The organism is Maribacter sp. Asnod1-A12, assembly GCF_045063735.1.
Lineage (GTDB): Bacteria > Bacteroidota > Bacteroidia > Flavobacteriales > Flavobacteriaceae > Maribacter.
The window spans coordinates 668,587-693,307 of the sequence record NZ_JBEFNZ010000006.1 but is presented as its reverse complement, the minus strand read 5'-3'; the positions used below and the strand labels follow the sequence as shown (position 1 = coordinate 693,307).

At 36.9% G+C, this 24,721-nt stretch carries 16 protein-coding genes; 14 read left to right on the top strand and 2 right to left on the bottom strand.

The genetic code is table 11. From position 1 onward, the window contains the following. Positions 1–3: 3 nt before the first annotated feature. Complete coding sequence (gene infB, locus ACJJVP_RS02970; RefSeq protein WP_405410622.1) at positions 4–2,844, top strand: translation initiation factor IF-2; 2,841 nt, start codon at positions 4–6, stop codon at positions 2,842–2,844. 56 nt (positions 2,845–2,900) lie between these two features. Here infB and ACJJVP_RS02965 read toward each other — a convergent pair whose 3' ends face one another. Then, on the bottom strand, positions 2,901–3,272 hold the full coding sequence (locus tag ACJJVP_RS02965; RefSeq protein ID WP_405410621.1) for an SPOR domain-containing protein: 372 nt from the start codon (positions 3,270–3,272) through the stop codon (positions 2,901–2,903). Positions 3,273–3,503: 231 nt separating this feature from the next. Between ACJJVP_RS02965 and ACJJVP_RS02960 the strand changes: the two genes are divergently transcribed. The 9 genes from ACJJVP_RS02960 (at position 3,504) to ACJJVP_RS02920 (ending at position 16,246) form a co-directional block, all read left to right on the top strand. Continuing rightward, positions 3,504–4,877 (top strand): c-type cytochrome, encoded by a 1,374-nt coding sequence (locus ACJJVP_RS02960; RefSeq protein ID WP_405410620.1) that lies wholly within the window; start codon positions 3,504–3,506, stop codon positions 4,875–4,877. A 35-nt stretch (positions 4,878–4,912) separates the two neighbouring features. Next, positions 4,913–8,032, top strand: a complete 3,120-nt coding sequence (locus ACJJVP_RS02955) for a TAT-variant-translocated molybdopterin oxidoreductase (protein ID WP_405410618.1) — start codon at positions 4,913–4,915, stop codon at positions 8,030–8,032. A gap of 32 nt (positions 8,033–8,064) precedes the next feature. Continuing rightward, positions 8,065–9,810 (top strand): NrfD/PsrC family molybdoenzyme membrane anchor subunit, encoded by a 1,746-nt coding sequence (gene nrfD, locus ACJJVP_RS02950; protein WP_276491962.1) that lies wholly within the window; start codon positions 8,065–8,067, stop codon positions 9,808–9,810. A gap of 2 nt (positions 9,811–9,812) precedes the next feature. Further along, on the top strand, positions 9,813–10,343 hold the full coding sequence (locus ACJJVP_RS02945; RefSeq protein ID WP_076547283.1) for a DUF3341 domain-containing protein: 531 nt from the start codon (positions 9,813–9,815) through the stop codon (positions 10,341–10,343). A 2-nt stretch (positions 10,344–10,345) separates the two neighbouring features. Next, a complete protein-coding gene (locus ACJJVP_RS02940; protein WP_405410615.1) occupies positions 10,346–10,906 on the top strand; it encodes a c-type cytochrome in 561 nt (186 codons plus the stop codon). A gap of 15 nt (positions 10,907–10,921) precedes the next feature. Next, a complete protein-coding gene (locus tag ACJJVP_RS02935; protein WP_405410614.1) occupies positions 10,922–12,256 on the top strand; it encodes a quinol:cytochrome C oxidoreductase in 1,335 nt (444 codons plus the stop codon). A 32-nt stretch (positions 12,257–12,288) separates the two neighbouring features. Next, on the top strand, positions 12,289–13,392 hold the full coding sequence (locus tag ACJJVP_RS02930) for a cytochrome c oxidase subunit II (RefSeq protein WP_405410612.1): 1,104 nt from the start codon (positions 12,289–12,291) through the stop codon (positions 13,390–13,392). A 61-nt stretch (positions 13,393–13,453) separates the two neighbouring features. Next, entirely contained in the window at positions 13,454–15,283 is a 1,830-nt protein-coding gene (locus ACJJVP_RS02925) for a cbb3-type cytochrome c oxidase subunit I (protein ID WP_405410610.1), read from the top strand. A gap of 135 nt (positions 15,284–15,418) precedes the next feature. Next, positions 15,419–16,246: a GIN domain-containing protein gene (locus ACJJVP_RS02920; RefSeq protein WP_405410608.1), complete on the top strand. Its 828-nt coding sequence runs from the start codon at positions 15,419–15,421 to the stop codon at positions 16,244–16,246. On the opposite strand, the gene ACJJVP_RS02915 is transcribed toward ACJJVP_RS02920, so the two are convergent. Then, positions 16,243–18,507 (bottom strand): acyl-CoA dehydrogenase, encoded by a 2,265-nt coding sequence (locus ACJJVP_RS02915; protein ID WP_405410606.1) that lies wholly within the window; start codon positions 18,505–18,507, stop codon positions 16,243–16,245. The two genes, ACJJVP_RS02920 and ACJJVP_RS02915, sit on opposite strands and share 4 nt — an antisense overlap. Before the next feature lie 129 nt (positions 18,508–18,636). Here ACJJVP_RS02915 and ruvB point away from each other — a divergent pair, with 129 nt between their 5' ends. The 4 genes from ruvB (at position 18,637) to ACJJVP_RS02895 (ending at position 24,686) form a co-directional block, all read left to right on the top strand. Further along, positions 18,637–19,659 (top strand): Holliday junction branch migration DNA helicase RuvB, encoded by a 1,023-nt coding sequence (ruvB, locus tag ACJJVP_RS02910; RefSeq protein ID WP_036151894.1) that lies wholly within the window; start codon positions 18,637–18,639, stop codon positions 19,657–19,659. Positions 19,660–19,661: 2 nt separating this feature from the next. Further along, a complete protein-coding gene (gene queG / locus ACJJVP_RS02905) occupies positions 19,662–20,582 on the top strand; it encodes a tRNA epoxyqueuosine(34) reductase QueG (RefSeq protein WP_405416123.1) in 921 nt (306 codons plus the stop codon). Positions 20,583–20,750: 168 nt separating this feature from the next. Next, the gene (locus tag ACJJVP_RS02900) at positions 20,751–22,265 is read left to right on the top strand and encodes an MFS transporter (RefSeq protein WP_405410604.1); all 1,515 of its coding nucleotides are present in this window, start codon (positions 20,751–20,753) and stop codon (positions 22,263–22,265) included. Between the two features lie 126 nt (positions 22,266–22,391). Then, the gene (locus ACJJVP_RS02895) at positions 22,392–24,686 is read left to right on the top strand and encodes an NADP-dependent malic enzyme (protein WP_405410602.1); all 2,295 of its coding nucleotides are present in this window, start codon (positions 22,392–22,394) and stop codon (positions 24,684–24,686) included. Positions 24,687–24,721 lie beyond the last annotated feature (35 nt).

The window sequence follows — 24,721 nt, the reverse complement described above, 5'->3', positions numbered from 1 at the left end:
TTTATGGCAGACAATGCAAAAATAAGGCTTAATAAAGTTCTTCGTGAACTTAATATTTCCTTGGATAGGGCAGTGGACTTTCTTAACGGAAAAGGACATGATGTGGAAGCGAGGCCTACCACAAAAATTTCCGATGATGTTTATCAAGTTTTGCTTGACGAGTTCCAGACGGATAAAAGCAAAAAGGTAGCTTCAAAAGAGGTTGGTGAGGAAAAGCGTAAGGAGAAGGAGGCAATTCGAGTTCGATTAGAAAAAGAACAAGAAGATCGTCGCTTGGCCCGTGAGCGAAGAAACGCTGAATCTGAAGAGAATGCTTTAGTGGGTAAAGTTGAGCTTGCCGGACCTAAAATGGTTGGTAAGATAGATCTTAACCCAAAGAAAAAAGTTGAAGAGGAGCCTGTAAAGGAAACTCCAAAAGCTGAGGAAAAGGCAGCTCCCAAGGTTGAAGAAAAAGCTGCGCCTAAGGTTGAGGTGAAAGAAACTAGAAAGGTTGTATTACAAGGACCTAAAATAGTTTCCCAGCCTGAGAAAAAATCAGAGGTTAAGAAAGAGGAGCCTAAAGTGGAAGCTCCAAAGGCGGCGGCGCCAAAAGCTGAAGAGACTCCTAAATCAGAGGTAAAAAAGGAATCTGCGAAAGTAGAGCCAACTGCTGATGCTGCTCCGGAACCTGAAGCTCCTAAAACTATAGAGACCCAGTATCAGAAATTGTCTGGACCTAAAATTGCAGGAGAGAAAATTGATCTTAGCAAGTTTGAGAAGCCTAAGAAAAAGAAAGAAGATAAAAAACCTGCTGCAGGTGCAGACCGTAAAAAGAGACGTAGAAGAATTGTTACTAAGAATCCTTCTGGTCCAGGTCAAAATAGAAACACTGGTAACTCAGGTGATAGAAATAAAGGTAGAGGAAGATTTGCGCCAGTTGCAAAAGTAGAGCCTACTGAAGAAGATGTTCAAAAGCAGGTACGTGAAACCCTAGAAAAACTTCAAGGTAAATCTAAGAAGGGTAAAGGGGCGAAGTATAGAAGAAGTAAAAGAGATCAGCACCGTGAGCAGACTGAGAAAGATTTAGAACAACAGGAATTAGAGAACAAGGTGCTTAAGGTAACCGAGTTCGTTACTGCAACTGAGGTTGCGACTATGATGGGTGTTTCTACAACTGAGATTATTTCTGCTTGTATGTCTTTAGGTATTATGGTAACTATGAATCAGCGTTTAGATGCTGAAACATTATCTATTGTAGCTGAAGAATTTGGTTATGAAGTTGATTTCGTTACTGCAGATATTGAAGAAAGTATCGTAGAGGAGGAAGATGCTCCTGAAGATTTAAAACATAGAGCTCCGATTGTAACCGTAATGGGTCACGTGGATCACGGTAAAACTTCTTTATTGGATTACATCCGTAAAGAAAATGTAATTGCCGGTGAAAGTGGTGGTATTACACAGCATATTGGTGCATATGGGGTAACACTGGAGAATGGAGAGCGAATTGCTTTCTTGGATACACCGGGTCACGAAGCGTTTACCGCGATGCGTGCAAGGGGTGCTCAGGTTACCGATATCGCAATTATTGTAATTGCGGCAGATGATGACATTATGCCACAGACGAAGGAAGCAATTAGCCATGCACAAGCTGCTGGTGTGCCAATCGTTTTTGCAATTAACAAAGTTGATAAGTCTACATCTAACCCTGATAAGATAAAAGAAGGTTTAGCACAGATGAACTTATTGGTAGAAGATTGGGGTGGTAAAATACAATCTCATGATATTTCTGCCAAAACTGGTTTAGGTGTTAAAGAATTATTGGAGAAAGTTTTGCTTGAAGCTGAATTGTTAGAGTTGAAAGCTAATCCAGATAAGCATGCTACCGGTACTGTGGTAGAAGCGTTCTTGGATAAAGGAAAAGGTTATGTATCTACTGTTTTAGTTCAGTCGGGTACACTTAAGATAGGTGATTATGTATTGGCTGGAACCACTAGTGGTAAAATCAAGGCAATGCAAGATGAGAGAGGGAACAATGTAAAAGAAGTTGGGCCGTCTACTCCAATATCTATTTTAGGACTTGATGGTGCTTCACAAGCAGGTGATAAGTTCTATGTATTGGAAGATGAGCGTGAGGCAAAACAAATTGCTTCAAGAAGATCTCAGCTACAACGTGAACAGTCTGTAAGAACACAGCGTCATATAACTCTTGATGAAATTGGACGTAGAATTGCATTAGGTGATTTCAAAGAGCTTAATATTATCCTTAAAGGTGATGTTGATGGTTCTGTTGAAGCACTTACAGATTCTTTCCAGAAACTATCTACAGATGAAATTCAAGTAAATATTATTCATAAAGCAGTTGGTCCTATTACAGAATCAGATGTGTTATTGGCTTCTGCATCAGATGCGGTAATTATCGGATTTAATGTAAGACCTATGGGTAATGCTAAAGCTATTGCTGAGAAAGAAGAAATTGATATCCGTATGTATTCTATTATATATGCTGCGATCAACGATCTTAAAGATGCAATGGAAGGTATGTTGTCTCCGGAAATGAAAGAAGAGATTTCTGGTACTGCTGAAATTAGAGAAACATTCAAGATTTCTAAAATTGGTACTATTGCAGGTTGTATGGTAACGAGCGGTAAAATCTTTAGAAACTCTAATATTAGATTAATACGAGATGGCGTAGTTATTTATACCGGTACATTATCTTCATTAAAACGATTTAAAGATGATGTTAGAGAGGTGGCTAAAGGTTATGACTGTGGACTTCAAATTAAGAACTATAATGATATCAATGAAGGTGATATCGTTGAAGCATTCCAAGAGGTTGCGGTGAAGAAAAAGTTAAAATCTAAGTAGTATTTTCATAAAAGAGTTTCTAAATCTCTTTAAAAATAAAGCAAAAAAAAATCGACCTATTTGGTCGATTTTTTTGGTTTTAATAACATTGCATCGGGGTATTTTATTCTTACCTCGTTGAACTTTCTTTCGGCGTCTAACCTAGAAGTGAATCTTCCAACTCTTACACGATATGTTGGAGAATCAAAATCAATTTTAGAAGCAAGTTCAGGAAAATCTTCTTCTACGTTTGCTTTTATTTTTTGTGCTTTTGCATAGTTGCCAAAGCCAACTTGTATTCTGTAGTATTCATTGTTGCTTAAAGATGATTTGTAAATCTCTAGCAATTGATCAATCTTTGGGTCTTGCTGTATGTCTACATTTGCACTTTGGGCATAGCTAAAGTGACTAAAACAAGCAAAAACTAGGAGGGTACTAAGAATTTTCATAACCTATTTTCAATTTTATTTTCATTCAGGGCAAAAGTAATTTATTAAGGGTCAAACAAATAAATCTTGATCTATTTAGAATATTTCTAAATTGTAAATTATAGATACATTAACATTTTGCAAATAAAGTCTATGTCGTATTTTTGTCTTCGATTTAGGCATTTGGTGGATTGTAATTGGTTTCATCTATGACCAAAATCATGCCAAGATTCCGATAGAAATATTCGATATATGAAAAAGGTTCCAAACCGAAATCAGTTTTCTAAAATTTTAGGATTATCCCTAATTGTATTTTTGCTTTTTGTAAGCCCGTTAACAGCGCAAGATGAAGCTGCTGCAGATGCAACAGCTACTGGGGCTGCTGCTGGTGCAGGAGATGCTAAAAATGGTAAGTCGCTGTTCAATCAGAACTGTGCTGCTTGTCATGCATTGAATCGTAAGATGACCGGTCCTGCATTGGAGAATGTGGAAGCTAGATTGAGTGAAGAAGAAGGCTTAGACAGAGAATGGTTGTATGCTTGGATTAAGAATAGTCCAGGTGTTATTAAATCTGGAGATGCTTATGCTAACAAATTGTACGCTGAGTACAATCAAGCGGCGATGACTGCTTTCCCAACATTATCTAATACTGACATTGATGATATTTTAGCGTATACTGCTGCCGCTCCGGCTGCCGCGCCTGCAGCTGCTGCGGGAGGTGCTGAAGTTGCTGCTGGCGGGTCTGGTGATTCTTCAGGTGTTTCTAATGAAATTATATTAGGAGCCTTGGTGCTTGTGTTCGGTTTGTTGGTAGTTATGTTGTTGTTGGTGAACAAGACGCTTCAACGTATAGCTCAGGCAAATGGTGTTGTTCTTGAAAAAGAGAATGCAGAGAAAAGAACACCGATTTGGAAAGCGTTCGCTCAAAATCAATTTTTGGTTTTGGTTACTGCAATATTTTTATTGTTGGGTAGTGCTTACTTTGCATACGGATGGATGATGCAAGTAGGGGTTGATCAAGGTTATGCGCCTATTCAGCCAATTCACTATTCGCACAAAATTCATGCTGGTGATAATAAGATAGAGTGTAAATATTGTCACTCTTCTGCTAGAGTCTCTAAGCATTCTGGTATTCCTTCGTTAAATGTATGTATGAACTGTCATAAATCTGTTTATGAGTACACTGGAAATCCAGAAGGTCCTTCTCAGGAAGATTTGGAAAACGGGTATACAAACGAATTCTACACTGGTGAGATAAAGAAATTATACAAAGCAGTTGGTTGGGATGAAGAAAATCAAAAATACACTGGTGAGAGTCAGCCTGTAGAATGGGTTAGAATTCATAACCTGCCAGATTTCGCATATTTCAATCACTCGCAGCATGTTTCTGTTGCTGGTGTTGAGTGTCAAACTTGTCACGGTCCGGTAGAGGAGATGGAAATTATGTATCAGTATTCTCCATTAACAATGGGTTGGTGTATAGATTGTCATAGAGAGACCAATGTTAAGGTTGAGGGTAATGAGTATTACGAGAAAATTCATGCTGAGCTTTCAAAGAAATACGGTGTAGATAATTTAACAGCTGCTCAATTGGGCGGACTGGAATGTGGTAAATGTCACTATTAATAATAATTTAAAGAAGCTAATTACAGATAATACGTATGGCATCAAACAAAAAATATTGGAAGAACGAGGCGGAGTTAAATCCTAATGATTCCATTGTTGAGGCGCTAAAGCAGAACGAATTTGTAGAGCAGATTCCTGTGGATGATTTCTTGGGTGACAAGGAAACTTTGTCTTCTACAAATACAAATCGTAGAGATTTCTTGAAGTATGTTGGGTTTAGTACTGCAGCTGCTTCTTTGGCAGCATGTGAAGGACCGGTTGTAAAATCTATTCCTTATGTTGTATTGCCGGAAAATATAGTTCCTGGTGTTGCTAACTATTATGCGACAACAATTGCTAACGGTTTTGATTTTGCTAGCATATTAATAAAGACTCGTGAGGGTCGTCCTATCAAGGTTGAGAATAATACTTTGGCTAAAATTGGTGGTTCTGCCAATGCTAGAGTGCAGGGTTCTGTTCTTTCATTGTACGACAGTACAAGATTACAGGGGCCAATGGCAAATGGTGAGCCTGTTGATTGGGATGTGTTGAAGGCAACGGTAAAAGCTAAGATGGGTGGACTTAAAGGTTCGGCTAAAAAAATAGCAATACTTACGCAGACATATGCAAGTCCGTCAACTGACCGTTTAATGTCTGATTTAGTAGCGGCGAACGAGAATGTTGTTCATGTTACTTATGATGCTATTTCTGAGGATGCGGCTTTAACTGCATTTGAAAATAAATATGGTGAGCGTGCTTTAGCTGATTATGATTTTGAAAAAGCAGGACTGATTGTTTCTTTCGGTGCTGATTTTATTGCTGATTGGCAAGGTGGTGGTTATGATGCTGGTTATTCTAGAGGTCGTGTACCTAAGAATGGTAAAATGTCAAGACACGTGCAGTTAGAGGCTAATATGTCATTAACTGGTGCTAACGCAGATAAGCGTGTGGCTATGAAGCCAAGTGCGCAAAAAGTGGTTTTAGCTAAATTATACGGAAAATTAAATGGTACTTCTGTTGGTGGTAACACTTCAGAGTATGATGCATTGGTTGATTCCATTGCTACTGAAATAAAGAAGGCGGGTTCTAATGCAGTTGTTGTAACTGGTTTGGACGATGTTAATGCGCAAGCGGTTGTTTTGGCAATTAATGAAATGCTATCAAGTAAAGCTTATGATGCTGCGGCGCCTAAGTATATTAGAAAAGGTAGTGTAAAAGCGGTGAATGCTCTTATAGCCGATATGAAGGCTGGTAGAGTTGGTGCTTTGTTGATGGACGGTGTAAATCCTGTTTATTCTTTGCCTAATGCTGCAGATTTTAAAGAAGGTTTGGAAAAGGTTGATCTTTCGGTTGCTTTCTCTACTAACTGGAATGAAACTACTGAGGCTGTGCAATATGTAGGTGCTACAAATCACTACTTAGAGTCTTGGGGAGATATTCAGATTAAAAAAGGGCATTACAGTTTAATGCAGCCTACCATTAAAGAATTGTTTGATACAAAGCAGTTTCAAACTGTAGTTTTAGAGCTACTTGGAAGCGAGCAAACGTATTATGATTATATAAAAGAAACTTGGTCTTCATCTGTGCTTAATGGTGCAAGTTGGAATCAAGCATTGCAAGATGGTGTTTTCAGTGCCGAAACAATGGTGGTAAACGCTGAGGGTGCTGCACAAAATATTGTGGCAACAGAAGATGCAACTGAGGTTGTAATCAATACTTCTTTAGCTTCTGCTGTGCGTAGTTTGGCAAATACCACTAGTGATGGAATGGAACTTACTTTGTATTCTAAAGTAGGTATGGGTGATGGTCAGCAAGCAAGTAATCCTTGGTTGCAAGAGTTTCCTGATCCAATTACTAGAGTATCTTGGGATAACTATGTGACTATTTCTAAAGCAGATGCTGCTGAATTAGGTGTAGAAAACGTTAATGTAGCCAATGGCGGTATGGACGGTAGCTATGTAAAGCTTACCGTTAATGGTGTTAGTTTGGAGCAAGTCCCTGTAGTTGTTCAGCCAGGGCAAGCTAAAGGTACAGTAGGTCTTTCTTTTGGTTACGGTAAGAAAGTAGGCTTGAAAGAAGATATGCAGACAGGGGTTAATGCCTTTGAATTGTATGAAGGTTTTAATGCCAATCAATCTGTAAGTGTAGAAAAAGTAGCGGGTAACCATGAGTTTGCTTGTATTCAATTGCATAAAACCCTTATGGGTAGAGGTGATATCATAAAGGAAACAACTTTAGAGATATTTAATACTAAAAATCATTCTGAGTGGAATGAGGTTCCCATGGTTTCTTTAGATCACCAAGAAGTTCCTGCAACTTCTGTTGATTTATGGGATAGCTTTGATCGTACCATTGGGCATCATTTCAATATGTCAATCGACTTGAATGCTTGTACCGGTTGTGGTTCTTGTGTTATCGCTTGTCATGCTGAGAATAATGTACCAGTAGTTGGTAAAGCCGAAGTAAGAAAATCAAGAGATATGCACTGGTTGCGTATCGATAGATATTATTCTTCAGAAGAAACTTTTGAAGGTGATAACGCTAAGAAAGATGGTTTTGAAGGATTATCTGGCGACAATGGTTCATTAGGTGGTTTTGGAGAGTTGGAAGATCCTTCTGCAAATCCGCAAGTTGCCTTTCAGCCTGTAATGTGTCAGCACTGTAACCATGCGCCTTGTGAAACTGTTTGTCCAGTAGCGGCAACTTCACATGGTAGACAAGGTCAAAATCAAATGGCTTATAACAGATGTGTTGGTACAAGATATTGTGCAAACAACTGTCCATATAAAGTACGTAGATTCAACTGGTTCTTGTATAACAACAATGACGAGTTCGATTTCCATATGAATAACGATTTGGGTAAAATGGTATTGAACCCAGATGTAAACGTTCGTTCTAGAGGTGTTATTGAGAAGTGTTCTATGTGTATTCAAAAAACACAAAAAACTATTCTTGATGCTAAAAGAGACGGTCGTGTTATTGAGGATGGCGAGTTCCAAACAGCTTGTTCTTCTGCATGTAGTAACGGTGCCATTGTATTTGGTGATGTTAATGACGAGAAGAGTAAGGTATCAGAATTAAAAGCGAGTGACCGTATGTACCACTTATTGGAGCATGTAGGTACTCAACCAAATGTTTTCTACCACGTTAAGGTTAGAAACACCAACGAAGCATAAACAATAGTAGAAAGTAATTATAACAAAAGTCTATGGCGTCGCATTACGAAGCACCTATACGTAAACCCCTAGTAATTGGAGACAAAGGCTACCACGATGTAACTGTGGATATTGCCGCTCCAGTAGAAGGTAGAGCTAATAAGCACTGGTGGATAGTATTTTCCATTGCTCTAGTAGCATTTCTTTGGGGAGTAGGTTGTATTATTTATACGGTCTCAACCGGTATCGGTACTTGGGGTCTTAACAAAACTGTAAACTGGGCTTGGGATATTACCAACTTCGTTTGGTGGGTAGGTATCGGTCACGCCGGTACACTGATCTCGGCAGTATTATTGTTATTCCGTCAAAAATGGAGAATGGCAATTAACCGTTCTGCAGAGGCAATGACAATTTTCTCTGTAGTTCAAGCAGGTTTGTTTCCTATTATTCACATGGGTCGTCCATGGTTGGCATATTGGGTATTACCAATTCCAAACCAGTTTGGTTCATTATGGGTAAACTTTAACTCTCCACTTCTTTGGGATGTATTTGCAATATCAACATATTTATCAGTTTCTTTAGTATTCTGGTGGACAGGTTTACTTCCTGATTTTGCTATGATTCGTGATAGAGCTGTATTGCCTTTCCAAAAGAAAATATATAGTTTATTAAGTTTTGGTTGGAGTGGTCGTGCTAAAGATTGGCAACGATTTGAAGAAGTGTCATTGGTACTTGCCGGTCTTGCAACACCTTTGGTATTATCTGTACACACCATTGTATCTTTTGATTTTGCTACATCGGTTATACCAGGTTGGCATACAACAATCTTTCCACCATACTTCGTTGCTGGGGCAATCTTCTCTGGTTTCGCTATGGTAAACACATTATTAATTATAATGAGGAAAGTGTGTCATTTGGAAAATTACATTACTATTCAGCATATTGAATTGATGAATATCGTAATCATGTTAACAGGTTCTATTGTAGGTTGTGCCTACATTACAGAGTTGTTCATGGCATGGTATTCAGGTGTAGAATATGAGCAGTACGCTTTCTTGAACAGAGCAACCGGTCCTTACTGGTGGGCATACTGGTCAATGATGACTTGTAACGTATTCTCTCCACAGTTCATGTGGTTTAAAAAATTAAGAACTAGTATCATGTTCTCTTTCTTCATCTCTATAGTGGTAAACATAGGTATGTGGTTTGAAAGATTCGTGATTATCGTAACCTCTTTACATAGAGATTACCTTCCATCATCTTGGACAATGTTCTCACCAACATTTGTTGATATAGGCATCTTTGTTGGTACAATTGGTTTCTTCTTTGTTTTGTTCTTGTTGTATTCTAGAACGTTCCCTGTAATTGCACAGGCAGAGGTTAAATCTATATTGAAAGCTTCAGGAGAGAAATATAAAGTGTTGAGAGATGCTGGAAAGCCACTTTATGAAATTAAAGAAACTAAAGTAGAGGTCAAAGAACCGATTACCGATGATGTTTTAATGGGTGAAGTTGTTCCTACGGTAGGTGACAAAGTAGGTGTTTCTGATCTGTTAAGTGCTGTCGGTACTTTTGATGCCACTACACAAGAGGCTGATGATTTAAAGAAGGTTAAAGGTATTGGTCCACAAATGGAAGCTACTTTAAACGAAATAGGAATTTACACATTTGCTCAGGTTGCTAGAATGACAGAGGGTGAATATAATTTGTTAGATTCTATTACAGGTTCTTTTCCAGGTAGAGCGCAACGCGACGACTGGGCGGGACAAGCAGCAATTTTATTAAATAACAAAAGATAAATATGGCATCTAAAGTTATACACGCTTTTTACGATGATGATGATGTGCTAATGCTTGCCGTTAAAAAGGTGAAAGCAGCAAAGCTTCATATAGAGGAGGTATATTGTCCTTTTCCTGTTCACGGGCTAGACAAAGCTATGGGCTTGGCTCCAACTAGATTGGCTATAACGGCTTTCTTATATGGTTTGGTTGGTCTTACAGTGGCAACGCTTATGATGAACTATATCATGATTGAAGATTGGCCACAGGATATTGGTGGTAAGCCAAGTTTTAGTTATTTAGAGAACCTGCCGGCTTTCGTTCCAATTATGTTCGAGTTAACGGTTTTCTTTGCGGCTCACTTAATGGTTATCACTTTTTATTTAAGAAGTAGATTATGGCCTTTTAAAGAAGCTGAAAATCCTGATGTAAGAACTACGGATGATCATTTTTTAATGGAGATTGAAATCCACGACAACGAGCAAGAATTAAGAGATTTATTAATGAATACTGGTGCAGTAGAAATTAATATTTCAGAAAAAAACAGTCATTAAATATGAACAGTTTTAAGAAAATAGCAATAATATTCGGTTTGGCTATCATGGCAACATCTTGTCAAGATGATAGTGTTCCTAATTATCAGTACATGCCAAATATGTACGAGGCTGTAGGTTATGAAACATACCAAGAGGTAGATTTTTTGCCAAATGAATCAGAGGCTATGTTGCCACCTGCAAATACAATTAATAGAGGTTGGTTGCCTTATGAGTTTGAAAATTCTCCTGAAGGTAAAGAGCTTGCAAGATTACAATCTAGTCCATTGGATTCAATGAATGTTGAAACCAATTTAGCTAAAGGTGGTCAATTGTATACTATTTATTGTGCCATTTGCCATGGAGATAAAGGTGATGGTAAGGGAACTCTTGTGAAAAGAGAAAAGATACTAGGTGTTCCTAGTTATGCTGACCCAGTAAGAAACTTGACAGTAGGATCTACATATTATACAATTCATTACGGATTGAATTCAATGGGGTCTTATGCATCTCAAATGAATACAGAAGAGATGTGGCAAGTATCTGAATATGTTATGACACTGAAACAAGATTTAACCAAATAATAGGTAAACAATACTATGTATACGTTTTCAAATAGACTCAAAATAGCTTCCATCGTTCTAATGATAGTAGGTGCATTAGGAATCATTGGTGGATTTGTTATGGCTCCTGGAACTATAGCAGAGGCAAAAGAAATGGTAGCAAGTCATGACGGAGGTCACGGTGATGCCCATGCAGCTGAAGCTGAACATGCAACTAAAGAAAGTGATCACGCTGTTGCCGAATCTCATGGTGAAGAACATGATTCTTCTCATGATCAGCATTTATTAGATCAATTAAAAAATAGACCATGGGCGGCATTATATGTTGCGGCATTCTTCTTTTTTATGATATCCTTAGGGGTGTTGGCGTTCTACGCTATACAACGTGCTGCACAGGCAGGTTGGTCACCGTTATTGTTTAGAGTTATGGAAGGTATCACCGCTTACTTGGTTCCTGGTGGAATCATAGTATTCGTAATATTACTTCTTTCAGTACTCCACATGAATCATTTATTCATTTGGATGGATGAAACTGTAGTTTCTCACGATGCATTACTTCAAGGAAAATCTGGATATTTAAACCCTACTTTCTTTTTGATTAGAGCTGCAATATTCTTAGCTGGTTGGATTGGGTATAGAGAATATTCTAGAAAATTATCAATAGCTCAAGATGAGTCTGATGATAATTCAAACTTTAAATTGAACTTTAGAATTTCAGCTGGTTTCTTGGTGTTTTATTTGATTTCAGAATCAATTATGTCTTGGGATTGGATAATGAGTGTTGAGCCACACTGGTTTAGTACGTTATTCGGTTGGTACATATTTGCTAGTATGTTCGTATCGGGTATTACAGTAATCGCTATGGTTACCGTTTATTTAAAATCTAAAGGTCACTTGCCAGATGTCAACGATAGTCATATACATGATTTAGCAAAATTCATGTTTGGTATCAGTATCTTTTGGACCTATTTATGGTTCTCTCAATTCATGCTTATCTGGTATTCTAACATACCTGAAGAAGTAACGTATTACGTAACTAGAATTGCAGACTATAGATTGCCATTCTTTGGTATGGTAGCTATGAATTTCTTATTTCCCGTACTGTTATTGATGAATAGCGATTTTAAAAGAATTAATTGGTTCGTAATTTTAACAGGTATTGTAATACTTGCAGGTCACTATATGGATATCTTTAATGCCATAATGCCATCTACGGTTGGTAAGAACTGGTATATTGGTATTCCTGAAATTGGTTCTGTATTGTTCTTTGCAGGCTTATTTATATTTTGGATTTTCAGAGCGCTATCAACACAGCCTTTACAACCAAAAAGAAATCCTTTTATTGAAGAAAGTAGACATTTTCATTACTAGTAATTAAGTAAAGTATAACATTTATATATACAATGACGACATTATTAACTTTAGCTGTACTTGTTCTTGTAGCCATTGCCATTTGGCAGTTGACTAAGATATTCGAATTATCACAGCTTAAAACTGAGCAACACCAAATAGCAACGGATAGCGATAATAAGAATAACGGTTATATGTTATTTGGATTTTTGGTATTCATTTACGGAATTACCATTTTCAGTTTTTGGAAATACGGTAAGTTCTTATTGCCTGAAGCAGGATCTGCTCACGGTGAGGAGTATGATAGCTTAATGTTGGTTTCTTTTATTATCATCTTTATAGTACAGACTCTTACACAAGCTTTATTACATTATTTTGGGTATAAATATGCAGGTAAAAAGGGACAAAAAGCATTGTTCTATGCAGATAATGATCGTTTAGAGTTTATCTGGACTATTATTCCTGTAATTGTATTGGCGGGTCTTATTCTATGGGGATTATACACATGGACAACCATTATGGATGTTAATGATGAGGATGATCCTTTAATTGTAGAGCTTTATGCACAACAATTTAGTTGGACAGCTAGATATGGTGGTGGAGATAATGTTTTAGGTGGTGCTAATGTTAGAATGATAGATATTGATAAAGCTAATGTATTAGGTTTAGATGAAGCTGATACGTATGCTCATGATGATGTTATCGTTAAAGAATTACACTTACCTGTAGGTAGAAAAGTAAACTTTAAAATGCGTTCACAAGATGTATTGCATTCAGCTTATATGCCTCACTTCAGAGCACAAATGAACTGTGTTCCAGGAATGATTACTGAGTTTTCATTTACACCGATTTATACAACAGAGGAGATGAGAACCAATCCAGATGTTATGGATAAGGTAAAGAGAACCAATAAAATTCGTGCAGAAAAAGCTGCAAGTACCGGTGAGCCTATAGATCCATGGCAATTCGATTATATTTTGCTTTGTAATAAGATTTGCGGTAAATCTCACTACAATATGCAAATGAAGATTATTGTTGAATCTGAAGAGGATTATAATGAATGGATGAAAGGTCAGTCTACCTTTGCAGAAACAGTAATGAAAGACGAATCTAGTCCTGAAGTTCATTCGTTAAGCGCTATATCAATAGGAGAGTAATACTTTAGTCTCTAGTCAACAAAGCTATAATTAGAAATTTAATAAAAATAAGAATACGATTATGTCAGCAACAGCACATGCACATGTAGATGATCACGCACACGACGATCATGGACATCATCATAAAGAAACTTTTGTAACAAAGTATATCTTTAGTCAAGATCATAAAATGATTGCGAAGCAATACTTTATTATGGGTGTTCTTGTAATGGGATTCATTGGTATTGCAATGTCATTATTGTTTAGAATGCAATTGGCTTGGCCAGGTGAATCTTTTCCAATTTTTGAAGCTCTTTTAGGTAAATGGGCACCTGGTGGTGTTATGGATGCTGATGTCTATTTGGCACTGGTTACTATGCATGGTACCATCATGGTATTCTTTGTATTAACACAGGGTTTAAGTGGTACATTCAGTAACCTTTTAATTCCGTTGCAGATTGGTGCACGTGATATGGCTTCTGGCTTTTTGAACATGGTTTCATTCTGGATGTTCTTTGTGTCTAGTATTATAATGATTATTTCATTATTTGTAGAAGCAGGACCTGCAGCAGCTGGGTGGACAATTTATCCTCCACTTAGTGCATTACCAATGGCACAGCCTGGTTCTGGTATGGGTATGACCTTATGGCTGGTATCTATGGCTGTATTTATTGCATCCTCTCTTATTGGTTCTTTGAATTATATAGTAACTGTAATCAATTTGAGAACTAAGGGAATGTCTATGACTAGATTGCCATTGACAATTTGGGCATTCTTTGTAACGGCAATTATTGGTGTTATTTCATTCCCAGTATTATTATCTGCAGCTTTATTATTAATAATGGATAGAAGTTTTGGTACTTCTTTCTTCCTGTCGGATATTTTTATACAAGGAGAAGTATTACATTACCAAGGTGGATCTCCTGTTTTGTATGAGCACTTGTTTTGGTTCTTAGGTCACCCTGAGGTTTACATTGTGCTTTTACCTGCATTGGGTATTACTTCTGAAGTAATGTCAACAAATGCTCGTAAACCAATTTTTGGTTACCGCGCAATGATAGCTTCTATTTTAGCTATTGCATTCCTGTCAACTATTGTTTGGGGTCACCATATGTTCATCTCTGGTATGAACCCATTCTTAGGATCTGTATTTACTTTTACAACATTATTGATTGCAATACCATCGGCGGTTAAAGCTTTTAACTATATCACTACCCTCTGGAAAGGTAACTTGCAACTAAATCCTGCAATGCTGTTCTCAATAGGTTTGGTATCTACTTTCATTACTGGTGGTTTAACTGGTATTGTTTTAGGTGATAGTACATTAGATATTAATGTTCACGATACGTACTTCGTAGTAGCGCACTTCCACTTGGTAATGGGTATATCTGCACTTTATGGTTTGTTTGCTGGAGTTTATCACTGGTTTCCTAAAATGTTTGAAGGTAAGTTATTGAATAAGAACTTAGGGTATGTTCACTTCTGGGTAACTGCAGTATGTGCTTATGGTGTATTCTTTCCAATGCACTTTGTTGGTATGGCAGGTGTGCCAAGAAGATATTATGAGAATACGGCTTTCCCAATGTTTGATGAATTAACGGATATTCAAGTTTTAATGACTGTATTTGCAATTATTGCGGCGGCAGCTCAACTAGTATTTGTAGCTAATTTCATATATAGTATCTTTTATGGAAAAGTAGGTCCTAAAAACCCTTGGAAATCCAATACGTTAGAATGGACTACTGATCAAAAGCATATTCATGGTAACTGGGATGGTCCTATTCCTGAAGTTCATAGATGGGCTTATGACTATAGTAAAGTATATGAGAACGGCGAATATATAATTGCTAGACAAGATTATGTGCCTCAACATATACCTTTACAGGAGAATGAAGAGGAAATGAATCATTAGAAAATATTATATTTATATAGAGCCCAACTAGCAATAGTTGGGCTTTTTTTTGGGTAATGATCCTAAGATATTATTAAGTTGTTCTAATTTTACTTAAAATTGGATATCTTCAAATATTAAACATAAGTAAACACTATGAAAAAGTTCGCCCTATTGATTATTCTGTTGGTTATCTCTGCTAACGGTTATTCGCAACGTAAACCCAAGATAAAAGGGAATAAAAATGTTATTGAAGTACGCGAGGATTTAGAGCCTTTTGATGCTATTGAATTGGTTGATGATCTTGACATCGTTATTCAAAAAGCAACTACAGAAGGTTATACTTTGGAGTTGGATGACAATTTGGTAGATGTGCTAAAGTTTAAAGTGGACAATGGCACACTAAAGATATCTTCATTCTATAATATTACGGGAAAGAAGAAATTGGAGATTACCATTTTCTTTCAAGAACTGAATAGTATTAGAATGATGAATGGTAAAATTAGCATGAAAGATGTTATCTCTACCGATAGGTTAAGGGTAGAAACTTTTGGTACATCTAGACTGGAGTTAAATGCCACTGCTGACATTATGGATATTAGCATGGAAGAAATCAGTTCTGGAGATTTTAACTTAGCGAGCGACTCATTAAATCTTACATTAAAAGATAGAATAGATGTGAAATTATATACCACTGGTGCTAGTAATAATATTTACATGTATAAAAATGCCTCTGCTAAAGTTGAGGGTACAACAGATTTTTTAATGGCTAAGTTGTATGGTAACACATCTCTAAAAGCATCTGATCTTCAAGCTAACTATGTTCTTGTAGTTGCCGAAGATTCACCAGATATAGAAGTTAGGGCTTTGAATACATTACAGCTTAGTTCTAAAGGTGGTACTAGAACCAAGCTCTATGGTGAACCCGAAATAACTATTCTTGATTTTTTAGATACATCAAGATTGGAGAAAGAGCGTAATTAGTTAGCTATTGGCGCGGTCATTAAGTGATCCGGTATTCCAAAACCATCTACAAGGCTATTAAGGTGCGGTCTCAGTTCTGTACAAAGGCGTTCAACTCTTTGGCGTATAGCTTTAGATTTAGTTCCGCTTATGTAGCCTTGCTCTAAATACCATGATGCATCTTTTCTTATTTCATGCAGAGCATATAATGTGCCTAGTTTTTTAAATAGCGCTTTATACTCTGGGTCTGTCATTGTGTCGTTGTGCGCTATAAATGATTTGTACGCCAGTTCCGCGCTATATGCCTTGCCAAGTGTCATTAAGTGTGTTTGTACCTTTAAAAAGGCTTGATATGACGGAATACCTTTCTTGATATAACCTCTAATACGCATTGCAATGGTATAGGTTAATCTTCTTGTTCTGTGTTCTAAAGCGTGTACATGAAATTTAGGATTGTATAAGTGGTCCTTATCTGTCTTGTTTGTGTACAACGGGTTTATAGTGGACAGTTTATCACTTAGCTGAGAACTCAATAATTTTAACACAGTTGAAAATCCTGCGCTGTTGAACTCCGCTTTAAAATCTGAGAGTACTCCCTTAGCGGCTAGTTGTAATAATACATTATTATCGCCTTCAAAAGTTGTGAATATATCAACATCACCTTTTAGGTCTGCAATTCTGTTCTCTAAAAGATAACCCTTGCCGCCACAAGCTTCTCTACATTCCTGAATGGCATCGTTGGCATACCAAGTAATAATGGATTTAAGTCCTGCTACCTGTGTTTCAACCTGTCTTTTGTCTGGTTGAGATTTATCGCAATAGAGCGCCATCATTTTATCTAATGTGATGTGATATACATATGCGCTGGCTACTAAGGGAGTTAAGCGTAGTTGGTGAGATGGGTAATCCATCAAAAGGTCTTCTTGTATTTTAACACTATCATTAAATTGTCTTCTTTTTAAAGCATGTTTAATGGCAACTGTTAATGCAAATTTTGCTCCGCCCAAACCTGCCCTGGCAACGCATATTCTACCTCCTACCAGAGTACCCAACATGGTGAAAAAGCGTTTGTTCGGATTCTTTATTTCTGAATAATAATCTCCATTAGCTAAGATTGTACCGTACTTATTCAGTAGATTCTCTTTGGGTACCTCTACTTGGTTGAACCAAATTTTACCATTATCAACCCCATTAAGTCCAAGTTTGTAGCCGTTGTCTTCAACCGTTATACCTGGTAATAACTCATGTGCTTCATTTCTAAGAGGAACTAGAATAGCATGTACTCCTTCATTTTTTCCGTTTACAATAAGTTGAGCAAAAACAGATGCCATTTTAGAATGTATGGCATTCCCTATATATTCTTTATTATCGTTTTTACCTGGGGTATGTATGACAATGGTTTCGGAATCTTTGTTATAAGTGGCCGTTGTTTTAATTCCGCGAACGTTAGATCCGTGTCCGGTTTCTGTCATGGCAAAACAGCCTAATAATTCAGCCTTTCCTGTATCGTTTAAATACTTGTCATGGTGTTTCTTGGTGCCCAATTTCTGAATACTGCCACCGAACAACCCGAATTGTACCCCAAACTTTATAGATAGACTTCCGTCCGCCCACATCATATTCTCAAAAATGTAAGCGTAGCCTTCCATATCATCGGTGCCGCCATATGCCTCTGGATATGCCATTGCGCCGTAACCCTTATCCGCCAAAAACTCAACTTGTTTTAGAACATGATTGCGAAACTCTTCTTTGTTACGTCTTACTTCCCAAGAGAAAATTGGATCACTAAGTACGGCTCTAAAAGAATCTATTGCCTTTGCATGTTTTCCTTTTAAAATAGTGTCTATGGTTTTTGCCGAATATTGAGAGGATTTTTTTTCTAAGTCAATATGTACGTCAAATAAATGATTGTAATGATTGGGTTGAATGCCCAAATTAATTTCAATACTTTTTATTTGATCGTTGTACGATATTTCATTGTGGTAGTGTGATACTACTTTTTGACTGAAAGCCGTTAATGGATACGTTTCGTGCTCCAGTAACTTTACACCGCTATTTATAATTAATTGTTTCCAAGACTTGAATAACTCGTTTTTTGGCGGATTTTTGACATTCATCCACACTTTAAGTTGTTTTTTGTCATCTGAGGATAAGGTAACATCATTTGATATGGCGTTTTCAACAACATTTATTTCTGATGCCGACAAGAGGTCGTCTGACCAGATAATATAAAAGACCGGAATATATTGTAATACTTGTGCTGTGTAATTTTCTTTTGTCATGCCATGAAATTACAATTTTTAGTTAGATTTCTTACAGGTATTTAACGGTCATTTGGGTATTTTCATAAATTGAATTAGCTATTGGTTTAAGTTAAAAGTTATCTGGTGTTTGTCTATCTTTGTTAGTGTATGAACGAGTATTTAGACCCATCTGCTGATGGTTTCTCTAATGAGGAACTTGATATTGAAAGAGCATTAAGACCTGTAAATTTTGACGATTTTGCCGGTCAAGATCAGGTGCTTGAAAACCTTAAGGTTTTTGTGGAAGCCGCAAATAGAAGAGGAGAAGCATTGGATCATACCTTGTTTCATGGTCCTCCGGGTTTAGGTAAAACTACTTTGGCTAATATTCTTGCTAATGAATTGGGGGTGTCAATTAAAATAACATCGGGTCCTGTATTGGATAAACCAGGAGATTTAGCAGGGTTATTGACCAATTTAGATGAGCGTGATGTGTTGTTTATTGATGAGATCCATAGATTAAGCCCTATTGTGGAAGAGTATTTGTACTCTGCAATGGAGGATTATAAAATAGATATTATGTTGGAATCTGGACCAAATGCCAGGTCTGTTCAGATAAATTTAAATCCGTTTACATTAATTGGTGCAACCACACGGTCAGGATTATTGACTGCGCCTATGCGTGCGCGTTTTGGTATCCAAAGTAGATTGCAGTATTATTCTACAGAACTACTTTCTACTATTGTAGAGCGTAGTGCAGAAATTTTGCGCGTACCTATTTCTCAAGATGCAGCTATAGAAATTGCCGGTAGAAGTAGAGGTACACCAAGAATCTGTAATGCCTTACTTAGAAGGGTGCGTGATTTTGCGGAGATTAAAGGGAATGGTTCTATTGATATGGAAATTTCAAAGTTTAGCTTAAAGGCATTGAATGTAGATGCCCATGGTCTTGATGAAATGGATAACAAAATACTAACAACTATAATTGATAAATTCAAAGGCGGTCCTGTGGGTATTACCACTTTGGCAACTGCAGTTTCTGAGAGTGCAGAAACTATAGAAGAGGTGTATGAGCCGTTTTTAATTCAACAAGGTTTTATTATGAGAACTCCCCGCGGTAGGGAAGTCACGGAATTGGCGTATAAGCACCTTGGAAGAATAAAAGGAGGAATTCAACCTGGTTTGTTTTGAGTATTGATATAAAACATAAATGGACAAATAGTATTAAAACCGAAGCCAAACGCCTCGGTTTTTTATCATGCGGTGTATCCAAAGCTGATTTTCTAGAAGAGGAAGCTCCTAGATTAGAGCAGTGGCTCAATAATAATATGAACGGCGAAATGAGCTATATGACAAATCATTTCGATAAAAGATTAGATCCTAGAAAACTGGTTGAAGGTTCAAAATCCGTTATTTCCCTTCTTTTAAATTACTATCCGGAAGAAACCCAACGAGAAGATTCTTATAAGATTTCTAAATACGCATATGGCCACGATTACCACCATGTTATAAAAACAAAACTTAGGCAGCTACAGGAATTCATATCTGAAGAAATAGGTGAAGTCAACGGACGTGCTTTCGTAGATTCTGCTCCGGTACTTGATAAAGCTTGGGCAGCAAAAAGTGGGTTAGGGTGGATAGGTAAGCATAGTAATCTGCTTACCCAACAAGTAGGGTCTTTTTACTTTATAGCAGAGCTAATAGTAGATATTGAATTGGAATACGATCATGCAGTGACAGATCATTGTGGTACATGTACGGCTTGTATAGATGCCTGCCCAACACAAGCCATTGTAGAGCCTTATGTGGTTGATGGTAGTAAGTGTATCTCTTATTTTACGATTGAATTAAAAAATGAATTGCCCAATGAAATGAAAGGGTCTTTTGATGATTGGATGTTCGGCTGCGATGTTTGTCAAGATGTTTGTCCGTGGAACCGTTTTTCTAAACCTCATAATGAACCTTTGTTTAATCCTAATCCAGAATTGCTGAGTATGACCAAAAAAGATTGGGAAGAAATTACCGAAGATGTGTTTAGAAAGGTGTTTCAAAAATCTGCAGTGAAGCGAACAAAGTATGGTGGACTCACCAGAAACATCAATTTTCTGAAATAATATTTTATTTTCAAACGTTTTCGTTGGCTTTTTTCTTTGCTGATGACATAGAGGAGACTTAATTATATTATATTGCTAGTCATGTAAAATTATGTTTTTCTAATAAAACACATGATTTTTGTAAGAATGTAATAAAATTTACCATCGAATCGATAACACTTTTCTTAGATGAAAATCAAAAAACCGAGTCTTAGTTTTTGGCAGATATTTAATATGAATGTTGGGTTTTTAGGTATCCAATATAGTTTCGGATTACAACAGAATGCGATTAATCCCATTTTTCTGTATCTAGGTGCTTCGGAAGAAATGATACCAATATTAAATATTGCGGGACCAATTACAGGTTTAATTATACAGCCCATTATTGGTGCAATGTCAGATAAGACATGGTCTGAGCGCTGGGGTAGAAGAAAGCCTTATTTTTTGATTGGGGCAATTTTGGGTAGTTTATGTTTGTTCGCCTTTCCAATGAGTCCGGTATTATGGTTTGCTGTTGGTTTACTTTGGATTTTAGATGTGGGTAATAATGTAGCTATGGAGCCTTACAGAGCATTTGTTGGTGATAAACTCCCGGAAAAACAATTGAGTTTTGGATATCAAATGCAAAGTTTATTTTGTGGTTTAGGTGTTTTACTCGCAACGGGTTCAATTATATTATTTAAAAACCTTTTTAGCGAAAGTATTGAAGAAGTTGGTTCAATTCCCGGATGGATTTATTACGCGTTCTTTATTGGTGCATTTTTATCACTAACTACTGTACTTTGGTCCATTTTCAAAACACCTGAAATTCCACCGACGGACGAAGAGCTAACTGAAATTAAACAATTCAAAGAAGGGAAACCTAATCCGTTGGTTCAATTTCTAACTGTTTTATTGGTTATTGCGACTGTACCTTTAGTTCTTGGTTATGTTTTAGTCCTTATATTTCCATTTTTAAATGAGAATTATAATCTCCTCGTTCTATTAGTCATTATAGTAGCAGGGTTTTGGCTTTGGTTTTTATATGCAAAAATAAAAAGTAATCCTGAAAGTAAGTTTTTTAAAAAATTCGGTGAACTATTACTACCATTTATGGAAACTTCTGAGGCAGTAACGGAAATGCCCAAGTTTATGTGGAAAGTTGGTGCTGTTTACTTGTTTCAATGGTATGCACTATTCGTCTATTGGCAGTTTTCCACGCCTTTGTTTATAAAAACGATGGGTTATTCAATATCAGAAGCTGCTTCGCAAGCGGCAACCATGAGTTTAATTTACAATGCGGTTACCATGTTGGTTGCTTTAATACTAGTTCCACTTTCCTTGAAATTTGGAAATAAAAATGTTTACTCCTTAAGCTTAATGGGTACTGCAATAGCATTATTCTCAATTCCTTTTATTAAAGATCCAATTTTAGTTTTAATTCCAATGGTGCTTTTTGGTATTGGATGGGCTGCAATGATGGGTATTCCGTATACCATGGTTTCGAAAGTAGTTCCGCAAGATAGACGAGGAGTGTACATGGGCATCCTTAATATGATGATTGTAATTCCTATGTTCATTCAAACTGTTACTTTCGGACCTATTTATAAATATTTACTTGGAAATAATGCGATTAATGCCATGTTGTTTGCAGGTGCATTCTTTGCTATTTCGGGTTTTTTGGCATTACGCCTTAATGTATCAAACAAGGAGAAGGTGGTTTAGTTGTATAAGGATAATAGACTTTTGACTATTAAAAAACATTACTATTTATTTTCTTTATATAAATACTGATCTGCTTAGCGCTTTCTTACAGAATACCTTTAAATTTGTTTTTTTAAATAGAAGAGTATGAGCAATGAAAAGCTAAGAAGAGAAGCACTTATTTATCATGCAAAGCCACAACCTGGTAAGATAAAAATAGTACCAACTAAACCTTATAGTACACAGCGTGATCTTGCTCTGGCTTATTCGCCAGGGGTAGCAGAGCCTTGTTTAGAAATAGCAAAGGATAAGGACAACGCTTATAAATATACATCTAAAGGTAATTTGGTAGCCATTATTTCTAACGGTACTGCGGTATTAGGTCTGGGTAATATTGGTCCTGAGGCTTCAAAACCTGTTATGGAAGGTAAAGGTCTTTTGTTTAAGATATTTGCTGATATAGATGGTATTGATATTGAAGTAGACACTGAAGATGTAGATAAATTTATAGAAACGGTAAAGATGATTGCACCAACTTTTGGTGGTATTAATCTTGAAGATATTAAAGCTCCAGAAGCTTTCGAAATTGAGCGAAGGTTAAAAGAAGAGTTAGATATTCCTGTAATGCATGATGATCAGCATGGTACCGCTATTATTTCTGCGGCAGCTTTGTTGAATGCCCTAGAGATTTCCGATAAGAAAATGGAAGATGTGCGCATCGTTATTAGCGGTGCAGGTGCAGCAGCTGTTTCTTGTACTAAGTTGTACAAAGCTTTTGGAGCAAAGGCTGAGAATATTGTAATGCTCGATAGCAAAGGTGTTATTAGAAAAGATGCCGATAATTTATCTCCAGCAAAGAAAGAATTTGCAACGGATAGAAAAATAGATACCCTAGATGAAGCAATGGTAGATGCCGATGTATTCGTTGGTCTTTCTATAGCGAATGTTGTAAGTCCGGCGATGTTGGAATCTATGGCAGAGAATCCTATAGTGTTTGCAATGGCAAATCCAGATCCAGAGATTGCTTATGACTTGGCGATAGATACGCGTAAAGATATCATAATGGCAACTGGTCGTTCAGATCACCCAAACCAAGTAAATAATGTACTTGGTTTTCCTTTTATATTCAGAGGTGCTTTAGACGTTAGAGCGACTGCTATTAATGAAGCTATGAAAATGGCTGCGGTAAAGGCATTAGCTGACCTGACCAAGCAACCTGTGCCAGAGCAAGTGAATATTGCCTACGGTGAAACAAGATTGACCTTTGGTAGAGAGTATATAATTCCTAAACCTTTTGATCAAAGATTGATATATGAAATACCACCTGCAGTAGCTAAAGCTGCAATGGATAGTGGTGTTGCAAAAGCGCCTATTGATGATTGGGATAAATATAAAGAAGAGTTAATGCTGCGTTCGGGTAACGATAATAAAGTCGTTCGTCTACTTCATGGTAGAGCCCGAAGTAATGCCAAGAAAATTGTGTTTGCTGAAGCAGATCATTTAGATGTGTTAAAAGCGGCACAAATAGTTTATGAGGAAGGTATTGCGACACCTATTCTTTTGGGTAGAAAAGATATAATTCTTGAATTAAAGAAAGAATTGGAATTTGATGCAGATCTTGATATTATAGATCCGATGTCAGAGGAATTTGATGAGCGTCATGTTCGTTATGCTACTAAATATTGGGAAAGTCGTAAACGAAGCGGAGTAACTTTTTATAGCGCGAAAATAAAAATGCGTGAGCGTAATTATTTCGGTGCAATGATGGTTCTTGAAGGTGATGCAGACGGAATGATTTCTGGTTACTCAAGGGCATATCCTACCGTAGTAAAACCAATTTTAGAAGTAATTGGTAGAGCAAGTGGAGTTAAAAAGGTAGCCACTGTAAATATTATGATAACAGATAGAGGTCCGTTATTTTTAGCGGATACTTCAATTAATATTGAGCCAAACGCAGAAGAATTGGCGGATATCGCACAAATGACCGCGAATGTTGCCTCTAATTTCGGATTTGATCCTGTATTGGCAATGTTGAGCTATGCAAACTTTGGCTCTTCAACGCATCCTAATGCTAAAAAGGTTAGAGAGGCTGTGCATATTCTTCATGAAACAAAGCCCGATTTAGTGGTTGATGGAGAGATACAAATCGATTTTGCTTTGAACAAAGAATTGCATGAGGGTAAATTCCCATTTTCTAAATTGGCTGGTAGAAAAGTAAACACTTTTGTATTCCCTAATTTAGAATCAGCAAACATTACTTATAAGTTATTGAAAGAACTTAATGGAGCAGACTCTATTGGTCCGATTTTGGTCGGATTAAGGAAAGCCGTCCATATTATGCAATTAGGAGCTAGTGTTGATGAAATAGTAAACATGGCGGCAGTTGCCGTAATCGATGCTCAAGAACGTGAAAAACGTAAAAAGGCTAAAGGTTCAAAATAAAATTTATTTAAATAATAACTCAAATAGGGAAATTG